The sequence below is a fragment of the Mycobacterium helveticum genome, from assembly GCF_007714205.1.
GTDB lineage: Bacteria > Actinomycetota > Actinomycetes > Mycobacteriales > Mycobacteriaceae > Mycobacterium > Mycobacterium helveticum.
Genome location: NZ_VMQU01000136.1, coordinates 1 through 14,006, shown reverse-complemented (window position 1 = coordinate 14,006; position 14,006 = coordinate 1). Strand labels below are relative to the sequence as shown.

General features: G+C 69.8%; 11 protein-coding genes and 2 pseudogenes. 4 read left to right on the top strand and 9 right to left on the bottom strand.

Features of this window, described 5'->3' with window-relative positions:
- Positions 1 to 121: 121 nt before the first annotated feature.
- Together FPZ47_RS23010 and FPZ47_RS23005 are read right to left on the bottom strand one after the other, a co-directional pair.
- Positions 122 to 866: pseudogene (locus FPZ47_RS23010) on the bottom strand (FAD-binding protein); the annotation flags it as partial.
- 36 nt (positions 867 to 902) lie between these two features.
- The gene (locus FPZ47_RS23005) at positions 903 to 1,607 is read right to left on the bottom strand and encodes a DUF2334 domain-containing protein (RefSeq protein WP_144951174.1); all 705 of its coding nucleotides are present in this window, start codon (positions 1,605 to 1,607) and stop codon (positions 903 to 905) included.
- Between the two features lie 195 nt (positions 1,608 to 1,802).
- Here FPZ47_RS23005 and FPZ47_RS23000 point away from each other — a divergent pair, with 195 nt between their 5' ends.
- Positions 1,803 to 3,419 carry a DHA2 family efflux MFS transporter permease subunit gene (locus FPZ47_RS23000; protein WP_144951172.1) on the top strand — a complete coding sequence of 539 codons (1,617 nt, stop codon included), beginning with the start codon at positions 1,803 to 1,805 and terminating at the stop codon, positions 3,417 to 3,419.
- Positions 3,420 to 3,425: 6 nt separating this feature from the next.
- Here the strand turns inward: FPZ47_RS23000 and FPZ47_RS22995 are convergent, their stop codons facing one another.
- Together FPZ47_RS22995 and FPZ47_RS22990 are read right to left on the bottom strand one after the other, a co-directional pair.
- Complete coding sequence (locus FPZ47_RS22995; protein ID WP_144951170.1) at positions 3,426 to 5,555, bottom strand: S9 family peptidase; 2,130 nt, start codon at positions 5,553 to 5,555, stop codon at positions 3,426 to 3,428.
- Positions 5,552 to 6,445 (bottom strand): phosphoribosylaminoimidazolesuccinocarboxamide synthase, encoded by an 894-nt coding sequence (locus FPZ47_RS22990; RefSeq protein WP_144951168.1) that lies wholly within the window; start codon positions 6,443 to 6,445, stop codon positions 5,552 to 5,554. The genes FPZ47_RS22995 and FPZ47_RS22990 overlap by 4 nt, the downstream gene beginning before the upstream one ends.
- A gap of 63 nt (positions 6,446 to 6,508) precedes the next feature.
- Here FPZ47_RS22990 and FPZ47_RS22985 point away from each other — a divergent pair, with 63 nt between their 5' ends.
- Positions 6,509 to 7,129 (top strand): hypothetical protein, encoded by a 621-nt coding sequence (locus FPZ47_RS22985; protein ID WP_144951166.1) that lies wholly within the window; start codon positions 6,509 to 6,511, stop codon positions 7,127 to 7,129.
- On the opposite strand, the gene FPZ47_RS22980 is transcribed toward FPZ47_RS22985, so the two are convergent.
- The 3 genes from FPZ47_RS22980 to purB are packed head-to-tail and all read right to left on the bottom strand — an operon-like array spanning position 7,110 to position 10,797.
- Positions 7,110 to 8,114: a tellurite resistance/C4-dicarboxylate transporter family protein gene (locus FPZ47_RS22980; protein ID WP_144951164.1), complete on the bottom strand. Its 1,005-nt coding sequence runs from the start codon at positions 8,112 to 8,114 to the stop codon at positions 7,110 to 7,112. The genes FPZ47_RS22985 and FPZ47_RS22980 overlap by 20 nt on opposite strands.
- Positions 8,111 to 9,382 carry a cytochrome P450 gene (locus tag FPZ47_RS22975; RefSeq protein WP_144951162.1) on the bottom strand — a complete coding sequence of 424 codons (1,272 nt, stop codon included), beginning with the start codon at positions 9,380 to 9,382 and terminating at the stop codon, positions 8,111 to 8,113. The genes FPZ47_RS22980 and FPZ47_RS22975 overlap by 4 nt, the downstream gene beginning before the upstream one ends.
- Positions 9,379 to 10,797 (bottom strand): adenylosuccinate lyase, encoded by a 1,419-nt coding sequence (gene purB, locus FPZ47_RS22970; protein WP_144951160.1) that lies wholly within the window; start codon positions 10,795 to 10,797, stop codon positions 9,379 to 9,381. Before purB ends, FPZ47_RS22975 begins: the two co-directional genes overlap by 4 nt.
- Positions 10,798 to 10,838: 41 nt before the next feature.
- On the opposite strand from purB, the gene FPZ47_RS22965 reads away from it, so the two are divergent.
- Positions 10,839 to 11,576 carry a DUF429 domain-containing protein gene (locus FPZ47_RS22965; protein ID WP_144951158.1) on the top strand — a complete coding sequence of 246 codons (738 nt, stop codon included), beginning with the start codon at positions 10,839 to 10,841 and terminating at the stop codon, positions 11,574 to 11,576.
- Here FPZ47_RS22965 and FPZ47_RS22960 read toward each other — a convergent pair.
- Together FPZ47_RS22960 and FPZ47_RS22955 are read right to left on the bottom strand one after the other, a co-directional pair.
- Positions 11,573 to 12,991, bottom strand: a complete 1,419-nt coding sequence (locus FPZ47_RS22960; RefSeq protein WP_246133383.1) for an APC family permease — start codon at positions 12,989 to 12,991, stop codon at positions 11,573 to 11,575. The genes FPZ47_RS22965 and FPZ47_RS22960 overlap by 4 nt on opposite strands.
- Positions 12,992 to 13,105: 114 nt before the next feature.
- Positions 13,106 to 13,723 (bottom strand): TetR/AcrR family transcriptional regulator, encoded by a 618-nt coding sequence (locus tag FPZ47_RS22955; protein ID WP_144951157.1) that lies wholly within the window; start codon positions 13,721 to 13,723, stop codon positions 13,106 to 13,108.
- 73 nt (positions 13,724 to 13,796) lie between these two features.
- On the opposite strand from FPZ47_RS22955, the pseudogene FPZ47_RS22950 reads away from it, so the two are divergent.
- Positions 13,797 to 14,006: pseudogene (locus FPZ47_RS22950) on the top strand (hypothetical protein); the annotation flags it as partial.

Sequence of the window (14,006 nt, the reverse complement as noted above, 5' to 3'; positions counted from 1 at the left end):
CCCCCCCCCCCCCCCGCGCCCCCTTTCCCCCCCCCCCCCCCCAACCCCCCCCCCCCCCCCCCGGCGTGCGGGGGCTTTTGCGTCTGCTCGCCCAGCCTAGGTGAGGTCGTCGGCCGCGCCCGGGGACGCGACCCATCCGCTGGGGCCAGTTCGTGCGCACCACATCGTGGTTGCCGCCGATGCCGCCGCTGGCGACGATCACCGCAGGGGCACGAAACTCGAATTGCGCCAGAGCTTTTCGTGAGGAAGGAATGCCGCGCGGGGCCGTGCTGGGTTCCAGCACGCTACCCCGGACGCCGGCGACCGAGCCCCCTTCGAGGATCAACTCGTCCACCCGGTGGCGGTGCGCGAAGCGCACGGTCGAGCGGTCGCGCAGCCGGCGGGCGAAGATCTCGACCAGGGCCGGGCCCGTACCCCAGGTGATGTGGAAGCGGGGCACCGAATTGCCTTGTCCCAGCGCGCCGTATCCGCCACGCTCGGCCCACCCGACCAGCGGGAAGAGCTTGAGGCCCCGGGCACGCAGCCAACTGCGCTTCTCCCCGGCGGCGAAATCGACGTAGGCGTAGGCCCCATTGCCGGGGCCAGTAGTCCTCGTCCCGGTCGAAAGCCGCCGTCCCCAGCCAGTCCTGCAGCGCGAGTTCGTGGCTGTCGCGAATGCCCAGGCGGCGCTGTTCGGGGCTGTCGACGAAGAACAGCCCGCCGAACGACCAGAAGGCCTGCCCGCCCAGGTTGGCGCTGTTCTCCTGGTCGAGGACCAGCACCCGCAGGCCGCGCTCGACGAGTTCGCAGGCGGCCACCAGGCCCGCCAGTTCGGCGCCGACGATGACCGCGTCGGCGCCGAACTCGCCGGCCGAGGAATCGCTCATGCCGGATCGGGGTAGTGCCCCGCCCGGGCCGTCGGGTCAGGCGGCGTCGGCGATCGCCTTGTCGCGCTGCCAGCGGTAGACCGTCGGCATGCAGCCCTGCATCAACGCCAGGTCGACGGCGTCCAGCATCGCCTGGTGCGGACCCGGCTTGCGCAACTGACGGGCGGCCACGGCAACGCGCACCATGCCGCCCCGGCGCGCGATCCGATCGGCGGACAGCACCACCATCCGGCACCACCAGGGCTCGCTCAGGAACCCTTCGCCGATGCCGAGGACCCGGGCGCGGGCGGTGGTGTGCCGAACCAGGTCGGTAACCCCGTGCAGGTCGGCGAGCAGCCGAAAACCGTTCTGCGGCAATGCCTTGACGACACCCGGTGACACCGTCCAGCCCGGCGCGGCGAACAGCCGGGTGCGCAGCCCGAGATGCTCGAGCACCCGGTCGGCGGCCGTCAGGCGCAGGTTGGCCTCGTGTGCCGGCAAGATCGCGAACTCGGCGCGCCGCTTCTTGGTGGCCGCGTCCTCGTAGCCGTGCAGCACGATGGCGTCGCCGCCGGCCCGCCGGGCCGTCAGCCACTCGACGGTCCGCGGGTCGCGGTCGAGCCGGTAATCCCCTTTGAGCCGCGGAGCCACCAGCAACGACACCGGCACGTTGCGGGCATCCATCTTCGCGCAGAACGCCTCGACGTCGGCCAAGGTGCCCTCACCTATGCCCGATACCGAGACGATCAGTTTTCCAGCCACACCAGCAGTTTGCCGATCCCAAGTGTCGGGACGGTGAAGGACACGCAGACGGCAGGCGTCTATCGCGCCGCCGTGCCGGCCGGCGCGGCGGGCAAACCGTTCCCGGACGCCGACGGCGGGCGCGGGGTTGGCACGGGCCCGCCCGGCGGCCGTCCCGCAAACGGCTGTCGGCGCCGCCGGGGTCGACGGTTCGATATGCTAAATATCGCCATGGAAAAGGCTCCAACCGTCGCCCCACCGCATACCGCCGCCACCCGGCAGCGGGCGGCCGGTGAGCGCGACCATCCCGACACGCTGGACGCCGCGCTGCTGCGGGTCGCCGGGGTGTGCACCCTGGCCTCGGTGATGTCCATCCTGGACCTCACCGTCGTCAGCGTCGCCCAGCGCACCTTCATCGCCCAGTTCGCGTCCACTCAGGCGGTGGTCGCGTGGACGATGACCGGCTACACGTTGGCCCTGGCGACCGTGATCCCGGTGACGGGCTGGGCGGCCGACCGGTTCGGCACCAAACGGCTGTTCATGGGCTCGGTCCTGGCGTTCACGCTGGGTTCGCTGCTGTGCGCGTTGGCACCGAACATTTTGCTGCTCATCGTTTTTCGGGCGGTGCAGGGCATCGGGGGCGGCATGCTGTTGCCGCTCGGCTTCACGATCTTGGCCCGCGAGGCGGGCCCCGGGCGGCTCGGCCGCCTCATGTCGATCCTGAGCATCCCCATGCTGCTCGCCCCGATCTGCGGGCCGATCCTGGGCGGTTGGCTCATCGACACCGCCGGCTGGAGATGGATCTTCTTGATCAACCTGCCGATCGGCCTCGTCACGACCGCCCTCGCGGCGATCGTGTTTCGCAAGGATCAGCCTTCGCGGTCGGAGACATTCGACGTCGTCGGCGTGCTGCTGCTCTCCCCCGGCCTGGCGACGTTCCTGTTCGCGGTGTCCTCCATCCCGGGTCGCGGCGCCGTGGCGGATCGGCACGTGCTGATACCGGCGGCGATCGGGCTGGCGCTGATCGTGGCCTTCGTCCTGCACGCCTGGCACCGGACGGATCACCCGCTGATCGACCTGCGGCTGTTCAAGAACCCGGCGGTCACCCAGGCCAACGTGACGATGACGGTGTTCGCGGTCGCGTTCTTCGGGGCCGCGCTGTTGCTTCCGAGCTACTTCCAGCAGGTGTTGCACCAGACACCGACGCAGGCCGGAGTGCACATGATCCCGCAAGGGCTCGGCGCGATGCTGACCATGCAACTGGCCGGCCCGATCGTGGACCGGCGGGGGCCCGGCAAGGTCGTGCTCGTCGGCATCGCGCTCATCACCGCCGGCCTGGGCACGTTCACCTACGGCGTGGCCGGGCAGTCGAGCTACCAACCCACGCTGCTGACCGGGCTCACGATCATGGGCCTGGGCATGGGCTGCGTCATGATGCCCCTGTCGGTGGCGTCGGTGCAGGCGCTGGCCCCGCACCAGATCGCCCGCGGTTCGACGCTGATCAGCGTCCTGCACCAGGTGGGCGGCTCGATCGGGACGGCGCTGATGTCGGTGGTCCTGACGAGCCAGTTCAACCGCAGCGAAAACATCGGCGCCGCAAACAAGATGGCGTTGCTGCAGCGGAACGCGGCCAGGCTCGGTGTGCCGCCCGACAAGTCCGCGGTCCCGCAGCGGGCGCTGACCCAGCACTTCGCCGGTGACCTGCTGCACGACCTCTCGCACGCCTACACCGCGGTGTTCGCGCTCGCGGTGGTGCTGGTGGCGTCCACCCTCATCCCCGCCTGGTTCCTGCCGAGACGGCCCGCCGGCGAATTCCTCAGTCCGGCTGAGTGACCCGGCTCATCCGCGGCCGTAGCGGCCGGGATCGGCGACGGCCAGCAACCACGCGTACTGGAACGCGGTCTCCTGCCACGCCTTGTATCGACCGCTGACGCCGCCGTGGCCGGCGTTCATCTGCGTCTTCAGCAGCACCGGAGCACCGTCGGTGTTGGCGTGGCGCAGCGCCGCGACCCACTTGGCCGGCTCCACGTAGTACACCCTGGTGTCGTTCAGCGACGTCATCGCCAGGATCGCCGGATACCGCTTGGCCTCCACGTTCTCGTACGGCGAATAGGACTTCATGTAGGCGTAGACATCCTTGTCGCTCAACGGGTTTCCCCATTCGTCCCACTCGGTGACGGTCAGCGGCAGGGAGGGGTCCAAGATGGTGGTCAAGGGGTCGACGAACGGGACCTGCGCGAGGATGCCGGCGAACAGGTGCGGCGCCAGATTGGCCACCGCGCCCATCAGCAGGCCGCCCGCGCTGCCACCCAAAGCGACCAGCTGCCGCGGGCTGGTCAGCCCCGAGTCCACCAGATGCCTTGCCACCGCCACGAAGTCGCTGAAGCTGTTCTTCTTGGCCAACAGCTTGCCGTGCTCGTACCACAGCCGGCCCATCTCACCGCCGCCCCGGACGTGGGCGATGACGAACACCATGCCGCGGTCCAGCAGCGACAGCCGGGCGATGGAGAACGCCGGATCGGTGCAGATCTCGTAGGCGCCGTAGCCGTAGAGCAACGTCGGCGCGGGGAATTCGGTTCCGGTGCGGTACACGATCGACACCGGGACGCGGGTGCCGTCGTCGGCGCGGGCCCACTGCCGCCGCTCCACGTAGTCGCCGGGCCGGTAGTCGCCGAGCACGGGTTGTTCGCGCAGCAGCGTCCGCTGCCCGGTGGCCAGGTCGACGTCGTAGATCCGCACCGGGGTGACGAAAGACCCGACCCTGATCCGCAGCTTCGGGGAATCCCAGTTGGGGTCGGCGCCCGTGCTGACCCACATCAGCTCGGAGTCCGACGAAATCTCCTCGGGTTCACCGTAACCGCCGTCGGCGTTCAGGGGCCACAACTGGACGCGGGGCAGTGCCTCACGCCGGTAGCTCACCACCAGGTGATCGGCGAACGCGTCCACGCCCTCGAGCCGGACGTCGTCGCGGTGCTCGATCAGGGTGCGCTGCCGCGTGGGATCGTCGACCGGGGATTCGACCAGCGTGAAGTTGATCGCGCCGTCGTTGTGCAGGATCAGGAACCGGTCGCGGCCCCCGACCACCGCGTGTTCCAGCGAGTAGTCGACGCCGTCGCGTCGCGGCAGCACGACGGCGAACTCGGCGTCCGCGTCGGCCGCATCGGCGTACCGCCACTCGGAGGTGATCGCCGACGCCGCGTTGAGCAGGACGTAGGCCTTGCTCCGGGTCAGCCCCACCCCGAGCCAGAACCGTTCGTCGGCCTCGTGATACACCAGCTCCGAGGGCGCGCCGGAGCCGAGCCGATACCGCCAGACCTTGTCGGGGCGGTGGGCCGCATCCAGGGTCAGGTAATACACGGTCCGGTTGTCGGCGGCCCACGTTCCCCCGCCCGCGATGTCGGCGATCTCGTCCCCGAATCGTTCGCCGGTGCGTAAGTCCTTGAACCGCAACGTATACCGCTCGTCGCCGACAGTGTCGACGGAGTACGCCAGCAGGTTGCCGTCCAGGCTGACCATGGCAGCGCCCAACGCGAAGAACTCGTGGCCCTGCGCCTCGGCGTTCGAGTCGAGCAGGATCTGCTCACCGGGCACTTCGGTGTTCTCGTCCAGCGACGGGGGGGTCCAGTCGTCGGGGCCGGCGACCGGGCAACGGCACTGGACGCGGTACTGCTTGCCCTCGAACGTCCGCGAGTAGTACCACCAATCGCCCTGCCGCGTGGGCACCGACAGGTCGGTTTCCTTGGTGCGCGCCTTGATTTCGTCGAAGATCTGCCGGCGCAGCGGTTCGAGGTGCTCCGTCATCGCATCGACATAGTCGTTCTCGGCCTCGAGGTGGGCGATGACTTCCGGGTCGGCCTTGTCGCGCAGCCATTCGTAGGGGTCGACGAAGACGTCCCCGTGGTGCTCGCGCCGGGTCTCCACCCGCTTGGCCACCGGGGGCCCGAGCCGGTCGCGGGACGTCTCGGTCATGCGCCCGGCCCGATCCAGTCACCGAAGCTCAAACCGGAAATCCGTTCGTAGGCATTGATGTAACGGTCGCGGGTGGCCGCGATGATGTCGTCGGGCAGCGGTGGCGGGGGTTGCGAGCCGTGCCGGTCCCAGCCGGACCCGGGACCGGTGAGCCAGTTGCGGACGAACTGCTTGTCGAAGCTGGTCTGCACCACCCCGGCGCGGTAGTCCCCGGCCGGCCAGTACCGCGAGGAATCGGGGGTGAAGATCTCGTCGGCCAGCAGCAGGTTGCCGTCGCGGTCGGTGCCGAACTCGAACTTGGTGTCGGCGACGATGATGCCCTTCGTCAGCGCGTGTTCGGAGGCCTGGAGGTAGATCTGCAGGGTCCGGTCGCGCAGTTGCTCGGCGCGCGCCTCGCCCACCAGGTCGACCACCCGGGAGAACGAGATGTTCTCGTCGTGATCCCCCAGTGCGGCTTTGGTCGCGGGGGTGAACAGCGGTGCGGCGAACTTGCTGGCCTCGACCAGGCCGGGCGGCAACGCGATGCCGCACACCGTCCCGCTCGCCTGGTAGTCCAGCAAGCCCGACCCGGTCAGGTAACCGCGGGCCACACATTCGACCGGCAGCATCTGCAGCTCGCGCACCACCAGCGCGCGGCCCAGCACCTCGTCGGGGATGCGCGGGTCGTCGGGCGGGCCGGCGAGATGGTTGGGCGCGTCGACGAATCCGAAGAAGAACACGCTCATCGCGGTCAGGATGCGGCCCTTGTCCGGGATCGTGCTGTCCAGCACGTAGTCGTACGCCGAGATCCGGTCGGTGGCGACGAGCAGCAGGTGCTCGTCGTCGACGCGGTAGAGCTCACGGACCTTACCGCTGGCCAGATGCCGGTAGTCGGACAGTGCGGGACGCATCCGGCCAGCCTATCGGGCGCCGGAAACCGGGCCCGGCGCCGGGAGCTGTGCTGGGATCGAGGGATGCGATCGCGGTTTCTGCCCTACGCCACCACACCCGCCCGGCTGGCGGCCCAGCTGTTCAGTGACTTCGCCGTCTTTTTCTGGACGGGGATCTGGCTGCTCGTCGGCCTGGCCGTCTACGACGCCATCTCGACGATCGCCGAGGCCGGTCGGCAGGTGGAGGCCGGTGCGCACGGCGTCGCCGGCAGCCTGGCGTCGGCCGGTCGGGGCGCCGGACACATCCCGCTGCTGGGCGACGCGGTCAGCACGCCGCTCACCTCTGCCAGCCAGTCCGCCCTCGAGATCGCCGGCGCCGGACGCACCCTGGACACCACCGGCAGCTGGCTGGCGGTGCTGCTGGCCATGGCCGTCATCGCCCTCCCCATCCTGGTCGCCGTCCTGCCGTGGCTGTTCCTGCGCCTGCGGTTCTTCCGCCGCAAACTGGCGGCCACCGCCCTGGCCGCGACGCCGGCCGGCGAACAGCTGCTGGCCCTGCGGGCGTTGACGAACCGGTCGCCGCGCAAGCTGGCCGCCGTCGGCCCGGACCCGGTCGGTGGCTGGCGTTACGAGGATCCCCACACGATCCGGGCGCTGGCCGCCCTGGAACTGCGGTCGGCCGGCATCACGATCCCGAACCGCTGACCCGCCCGCCCAGCAGGGTGCGGCCCGACAACAGCAGCCCGCCGACGACCATGGCCGACCATGCCGCGAACGCGTCCCAGAAGAACACCAGCGACACGGTGACCAGTGACGGCCGCCCGGTCTCACCCGCCATGGTGTAACTCGCCACCGAATACATGCCCAGCGGAAACACGAACGCCCACCACATCCCGGCGAAGTTCAGCGTGCCGGGGCTCCGGTTGATCCAGTGCAGGGTGAAATAGACCAGCGGCGGTATCCACAGGCTCGCCGCCACCCATGTCACGACGGTGACGGCGCGCACCGGCCCGGCCAGCCAGGCGGGCGCCAGCGCGTGGATGTTGGTGCCGGCCAGCGTCGCAATGGCCAGGCCGCCCATCAGAATCCAGCTGTCGGGTTCGAATCCGGCCCGGTCCCTGCGCTCGGCGACGATGCGCCACAACGCCAGCCAGGTCATCAGGGCGTAGAGGCACAGCGCCGCAACCCAGACCGGGACGGCCATGACCAGCCACCGCTGATCGACGGGGTGCCGGGCCAGCTTGGTGGCCGCGATCGCAAGGCCCGACGTCCCCACGCTGGCCAGCTCCCAGGCGCCGCGCGCGCGGTCGCGCAGTTCCCGCCACGAACGCGCCGCCATGTTGCGCACGGTGAGCACGATCAGGACCAGCCAGGCCGCCAGCGCGACCAGACCCAGCGCCCGCACCGGCACGGGGAAGGCGTCCAGCCGGCTGTCCAGCACCGCACACGCGGCGACAAAGGTGAACAGCCGCAACGTGACATCGGGATCGTGCAGATCCCAGCGCACAGACCGGCGCCTCAGGATCACCACGACGACCAGCACCAGCAGGCCCAGCGACGCCAGAACGCCCGTCGTCTCGCTGATTCCGGGGTAGTGGTGGTCTTCGGCGGCGACGGACAACACACCGGTCGCCATCACCGCGGCGAAAACATCTGGTGGCGGCTCGACGCCGGCGAGCCGGTTCGTCATGGTTGCCGGTGCAACTCCACGATCAGATGCCGGATGCCGGTGTGGCGGTTGCTGCGCGTCCATTCGACGGGCCGCACCACGCGGACGGCACCGAAACGCGTGAACAGCTCCTCGAACAGGACCCGCAGCTCGAGCCGGGCCAGGTTGGCACCCAGGCAGTAGTGCACTCCCTGCCCGAAGCCCAGGTGCGGATTGGGCTTTCGGGCGATGTCGAACTCGTCGGCACGGTCGAAGACGCCGGCGTCGCGATTGGCCGAGCCCTCCCAGATCTGGACCTTCTGCCCCGCCCGGACCGGCTGCCCGCCCAGCGTGACGTCGCGTGTCGCGGTCCGCCGCTTGGACGGCGACGGCGACGTCCACCGCACCATCTCCTCGACGGCAAGGGGCAGCATCCCGAAATCGGCACGCAGCGAACGTAATTGGTCGGGATGATCGACCAACGCCAGCAGCCCGCCGGCGACCGCGTTGCGCGTCGTCTCGGCACCGGCGCTGAACAGCAGGCTGAAGAACAGGTGGAGCTCGAGATCCGAAAGGGCCGCCGCCGCATCCTTGCCGTCGGCGTCATCCAGCATGGCGTTGGCCACGACGGACAGCATGTCGTCGGTCGGCTCCGCGCGTTTGGCGGCGATCAACTGCTGGCCGTAGGTGTACATCCGCGAGCCGGCCTCCTCGGCCGACATTCGCGCCGACAGCTGCGAGAGTGTGGCCTTGCGCGAGCCGCCGAAGTCGAATTGCGGCTCGATGGCGTGGAACAGCCAGTGCCGCTCGGACTCCGGCACACCCAACAGAATGCAGATCATCTGCATCGGCAACTCGGCCGCGATGTCGACCAGGAAGTCGAACGGCTCGCCGGGTACCACCGCATCCAGCAGGACGCGGGCCCGGCCGCGCAGGTCGTCCTCGACGCGCCGGATCATCCGCGGCGTCAGCCCGGAACTGACCAGGCGCCGGATCTGCGAGTGCCGCGGGTCGTCCATCATGTTGAGCACCTGACCCGCGATGGCCAGGTCCTGCAACAGCGTGCCGCCGAACGGCCGTTCCCCGCCGGTCACCGACGAATACGTCACCGGATCCTTCAGCACCGCAAGCGTTTCCGCGTAGGTGGCGACGGACCAGAAACCCTCGCCGTCGGGGGTGTTGTCGGTCGGCTCGTGCCAGTAGACCGGCGCCTCGCGGCGGTGCACGGCGAACAGCTCGTGCGGAAACCCGTTGGCGAAGTTGTCCAGATCGGTGAAGTCGATTTCCGCGAGCGCGCCGGCCGGGGTCACAGGATCGCCCCCGGACGGTATTTGGCCGCGTCGGGATGGCGGGCCACCAGCGCGTCCACCGCGGCGACGACCTCGTCGACCTGATCGCCGGCGGCCCCGGTGAAGGCCTTCTTGTCGGCCAGGGCGGCGTCCAGCGCCGCGCGGTCCAGCGGCAGCCGCGGATCGGCCGCCAGCCGCTCCAGCAGGTCGGGCTCGGCACCGCGTTCGCGCATGTCCAGCGCGGTGGCCACCGCGTGTTCGCGGATCACGTGGTGGGCGGCCTCGCGGCCCATCCCGGCGCGCACCGCCGCGATCAGCACCTTGGTGGTGGCCAGGAACGGCAGGTAGCGGTCCAGCTCGCGAGCGATCACCGCCGGGTAGGCGCCGAACTCGTCCAGCACCGTCAGGAACGTCTCGATCTGCCCGTCGACAGCGAAGAAGCTGTCGGGCAACGCAACCCGGCGCACCACGGAGCAGAACACGTCACCCTCGTTCCACTGCGCGCCGGCCAGTTCGGCGGCCATCGACGCGTAGCCGCGCAGCACGACCTGCAGCCCGTTGACCCGCTCGCAACTGCGGGTGTTCATCTTATGCGGCATCGCCGACGAGCCGACCTGTCCCGGCGCGAAGCCCTCGGTGACGAGTTCGTGCCCGGCCATCAGCCGGATCGTGTGGGCCAGCGACGACGGCCCGGCACCCAGCTGCACCAGGGCGGAGACGACATCGTGGTCCAGCGAACGGGGATAGACCTGCCCGACGCTGGTCAAAACCGTTGTGAAACCCAAAAACTCGGCCACACGGCGCTCGAGCTCGCCCAGTTTGGCCGTATCGCCGCCGAGCAGGTCGAGCATGTCCTGCGCGGTGCCCATCGGGCCCTTGATCCCGCGCAGCGGGTACCGGTCGATCAACTCGCGCAGCCTGGCCAGCGCGACCAGCGTCTCCTGCGCCGCCGAGGCGAAACGCTTGCCCAGCGTGGTGGCCTGCGCGGCGACGTTGTGACTGCGTCCGGCCATCACCAGGTCGCGATAGCTCACCGCGTGCTCGGCGAGCCGCGCCGCCACCGCCACCCCGTGGGAGAACACCAGCTCCAGCGAGCGCCGGACCTGCAACTGCTCGACGTTCTCGGTCAGGTCGCGGCTGGTCATCCCCTTGTGCACGTGCTCGTGGCCGGCCAGCGCGTTGAATTCCTCGATGCGGGCCTTGACGTCGTGGCGCAGGACGCGTTCGCGGGCCGCGATCGAGGCGGGGTCGACGTCGTCGAGCACGCGCTCGTAATCGGCGATCGCCGACGGCGGTACCGCAACGCCCAGCTCCGCCTGCGCCCGCAACACGGCCAGCCAGAGCCGCCGCTCGGTGGAGATCTTGGCCTCGGGCGACCAGATCGCGACCATCTCGGCACCGGCGTACCGGGAGGCCAGCACGTTCGGAACGCTCACAAGCACACAGCTTACGGTCGGCCGGGCCCTAACCTGAGCGGGTGTACTTCGCGGGTGTGGACCTGGCCTGGGCCGGGCGCAACCCGACCGGGGTGGCGGTCGTCGACGCGGGGGGCCGCCTGGTCCACGTCGGCGCCGTCCGCGACGACGCCGAGATCCTCGCCGCGCTGCGGCCCTACCTGCGGGGCGACTGCGTCGTCGCCTTCGACGCCCCGCTGGTGGTGACCAACCCCACCGGACAACGGCCGGCCGAGGCGGCGCTCAACCGCGACTTCCGCCGGTTCGAGGCCGGCGCGCACCCGTCCAACACCACCAAACCGGAGTTTGCGGGCGGTCCGCGCGCCGCGCGGCTGGCGCGGGCGCTGAACCTCGACATGGACCCACGGTCATCGGCCGGTCGGCGCGCCATCGAGGTCTACCCGCACCCGGCGACGGTGGTGTTGTTCCGGTTGGCGCGCACCCTCAAGTACAAGGCCAAGCCCGGGCGCGATCTCGCCCGGCTCAAAGCCGAGCTGCTGCTGTTGATGGACGGCGTCGAAGGGCTCGCGCACGCCGCGGTGCCGATGCGCGTCGCCGGCCACGACGGATGGGTGGGGCTGCGCGCGCAGGTGGCCGCCGCGCGGCGCAAGAGCGACCTGCGCCGCGCCGAGGACCCGGTCGATGCCGTCGTGTGCGCCTACGTCGCGCTCTACACCCACCGCCACCCGGACGGCGTCACGATCTACGGCGACTTCGCGACCGGGTACATCGTCACGCCTTCGCTGCCCCAGCTGCCTTAGCGGGTGTCCGACCACGTCGGGGCCGGCTCGGCGCCCGCGCGCCGCTTCTGCCACCGCCAGCCGAACAGGCGGCTGACCAGCGCGATCACCAACCCGCTGGAGATCATGATCGCGGCCAGCACGTACTGCTGCACGGGCCGGCCGAAGAAGGGCATCAGCAGCAGCACCGACGACAGGAAGCCGAAGATCGGCAGGGGGGTCGGTGTCCTGAAGTGGGGCCGCTCCTCGGCCGGTGCGTCGCGGCGCAGCACCAACACCACGACGTTGACCACGGTGAACACCGCCAGGAGCAGCAGCGACGTGGTACCGCTGAGCACCGAGATCGCGTCCCTGTTCGCGAAGGCCGTCACGTAGAGGATCAGCCCCAGCGCGATCGCCGTGGTGAACAGCACCGCCACCCACGGCGACCGGCGGGTCGGGCTGACCGCGCCCAGAAATGACGGCAGCACCCCCTCGCGGGCCATCCCGTAGATGAGCCGGCTGGCCATCAGCATGCCGAGCAGCGCGGTGTTGGACACCGCGACCATCGAGATGAACGGCAGGATGATCTTGGTCGGCAGCGCGGGGGCGGCCGCCTGGACCACGTCGACGAGCGGCGTGTCGCTGGCCTTCAGCGCCTTCACGGGCACCACCGCGACCGAGACGATCGCCACCAGCGTGTAGATGACGGCCGCGATGCTCAGCCCGGACAGCAACACCTTCGGGAACGTCCTGACCGGATCCTTGGTCTCTTCGGCCATGTTCACCGAGTCCTCGAACCCGGCCATCGCGAAAAACGCGAGCGACGTCGCGGCGGTCAGGGCGACGAAGAGGTTCTTGTCACCGACGTTGAACGCGACCACCCGCGAGTAGTGGGCGTGGCCGCCCCTGACGGACGCCCACAGCCCGACGGCGATCACCATCACCAACCCGGTGATCTCGATGAGGGTGAGCACCACGTTGAGCGTGGCGCTCTCCCGCATGCCGCGCAGGTTCACCACCGCCAGCGCCACCATGAACAGCATCGCGACGACGACCACGCCCTTGGTCCCCCAGAAGAGTTTGAAGGCGACGATGAAGTTCGACCCGAAAAACCTGGACGCGGTCGCCGCCCCCGTGATGCCGGTGCACATCACCAGGAACGCGACCATGAAGGTGACGAAGCGGTTGCCGAACGCCTTGTGCACGTAGAGCGCGGTGCCGGCGGCCCGGGGATATTTGGTCACCAGCTCCAGGTAGCTGCACGCGGTCACCGTGGCGATGACGAAGGCCAGCAGGAACGGAACCCATGCCGCGCCGCCGACCTCGGCGCCAACGTCGCCGATCAGGGCATAGATACCGGTGCCCAGCATGTCGCCGACGATGAACAACAGCAGCACACCGGGCCCCATGACCCGATGCAGGCGCGACTCGCCGGCGGTGTCCGCCCCGTCCATGGTTCCTCCCCGGAAGTCGGCTTTGGACTTCCTACCACGCTGCCAGAGCGGTCTAAACACCGTTCAGTACGGGGCTCAGTACTGCACGGCACCGCCGTGCCCGTTGTGACGAAGTCAGATCCGGACGGGCCGCTCGTCGACGGGCGCGAGGACGTCGATGAGATCGACCACCGTGTCCAGGGCCGCCGACCGGGGATCGCGGCCTTCCACCAGTGCGGACACCACCGCCCCGTCGACGGCACAGATCAGGGTGCACACCAGTTCGATATGGACGGACCGGCCCGATCGCTCGAGCGCCTCGGCGACGGCCTCGGCGCGCTGCCGCAGGCTGCGGCGCATCGTCTCCCGCAACGCGGACAGGCGGGTGCAGGCGATGTGCCGCTCGTACCGCGAGATCAGCTGGTCGGTGAGTCCCGGCCCGGAAACGTCCCCGACCAGCAGCTCTACCAGCACCTCGGCGGTGGTTTCGGGCCCCCGACGCCGCCGGGACAGCGCGGTGACCCGGGCCCGCAGCTGCGCCACCTCGATCATCCCGATGTGCTCCACGGCGCGTGCGATCAGATCGTCGAGCGAGGAGAAGTAGTAGGTGGTCGACGCCAACGGCAGCCCGGCGCGCCTGGCGACCGCCCGGTGCCGCACCGCCTCGAAGCCGCCCTCCGCAAGCAGCTCGGCGGCAGCACTCACAAGCGCATACCGTCGACGCTCTCCTTTTGGAGTAACTGCTGCGGTCACGAGAAGCCATGGTGCCAGCCAAAGTGGTACTACATTGCCATTTTGGACAAACGGCCCACCGAACCAACATGGCATGATGGCCCGCATGCCCGACTTGAGCCGCCGCGCCGTGCTGGGCCTCGGGGCCGGCGCGGCCGTCGGCGCGGCGGGCACATTTGCCCTCGAAATCGTGCTCAAGCCCCGCTCCTCCCAGGCCAGGCCGGTGTCCACTTCCGTCTCCACGGCCGGCACCGGCCTGCCGTTGGCGCCGGCCCCGAGGCCCAGCACGGCGCGGCGGCTCAAG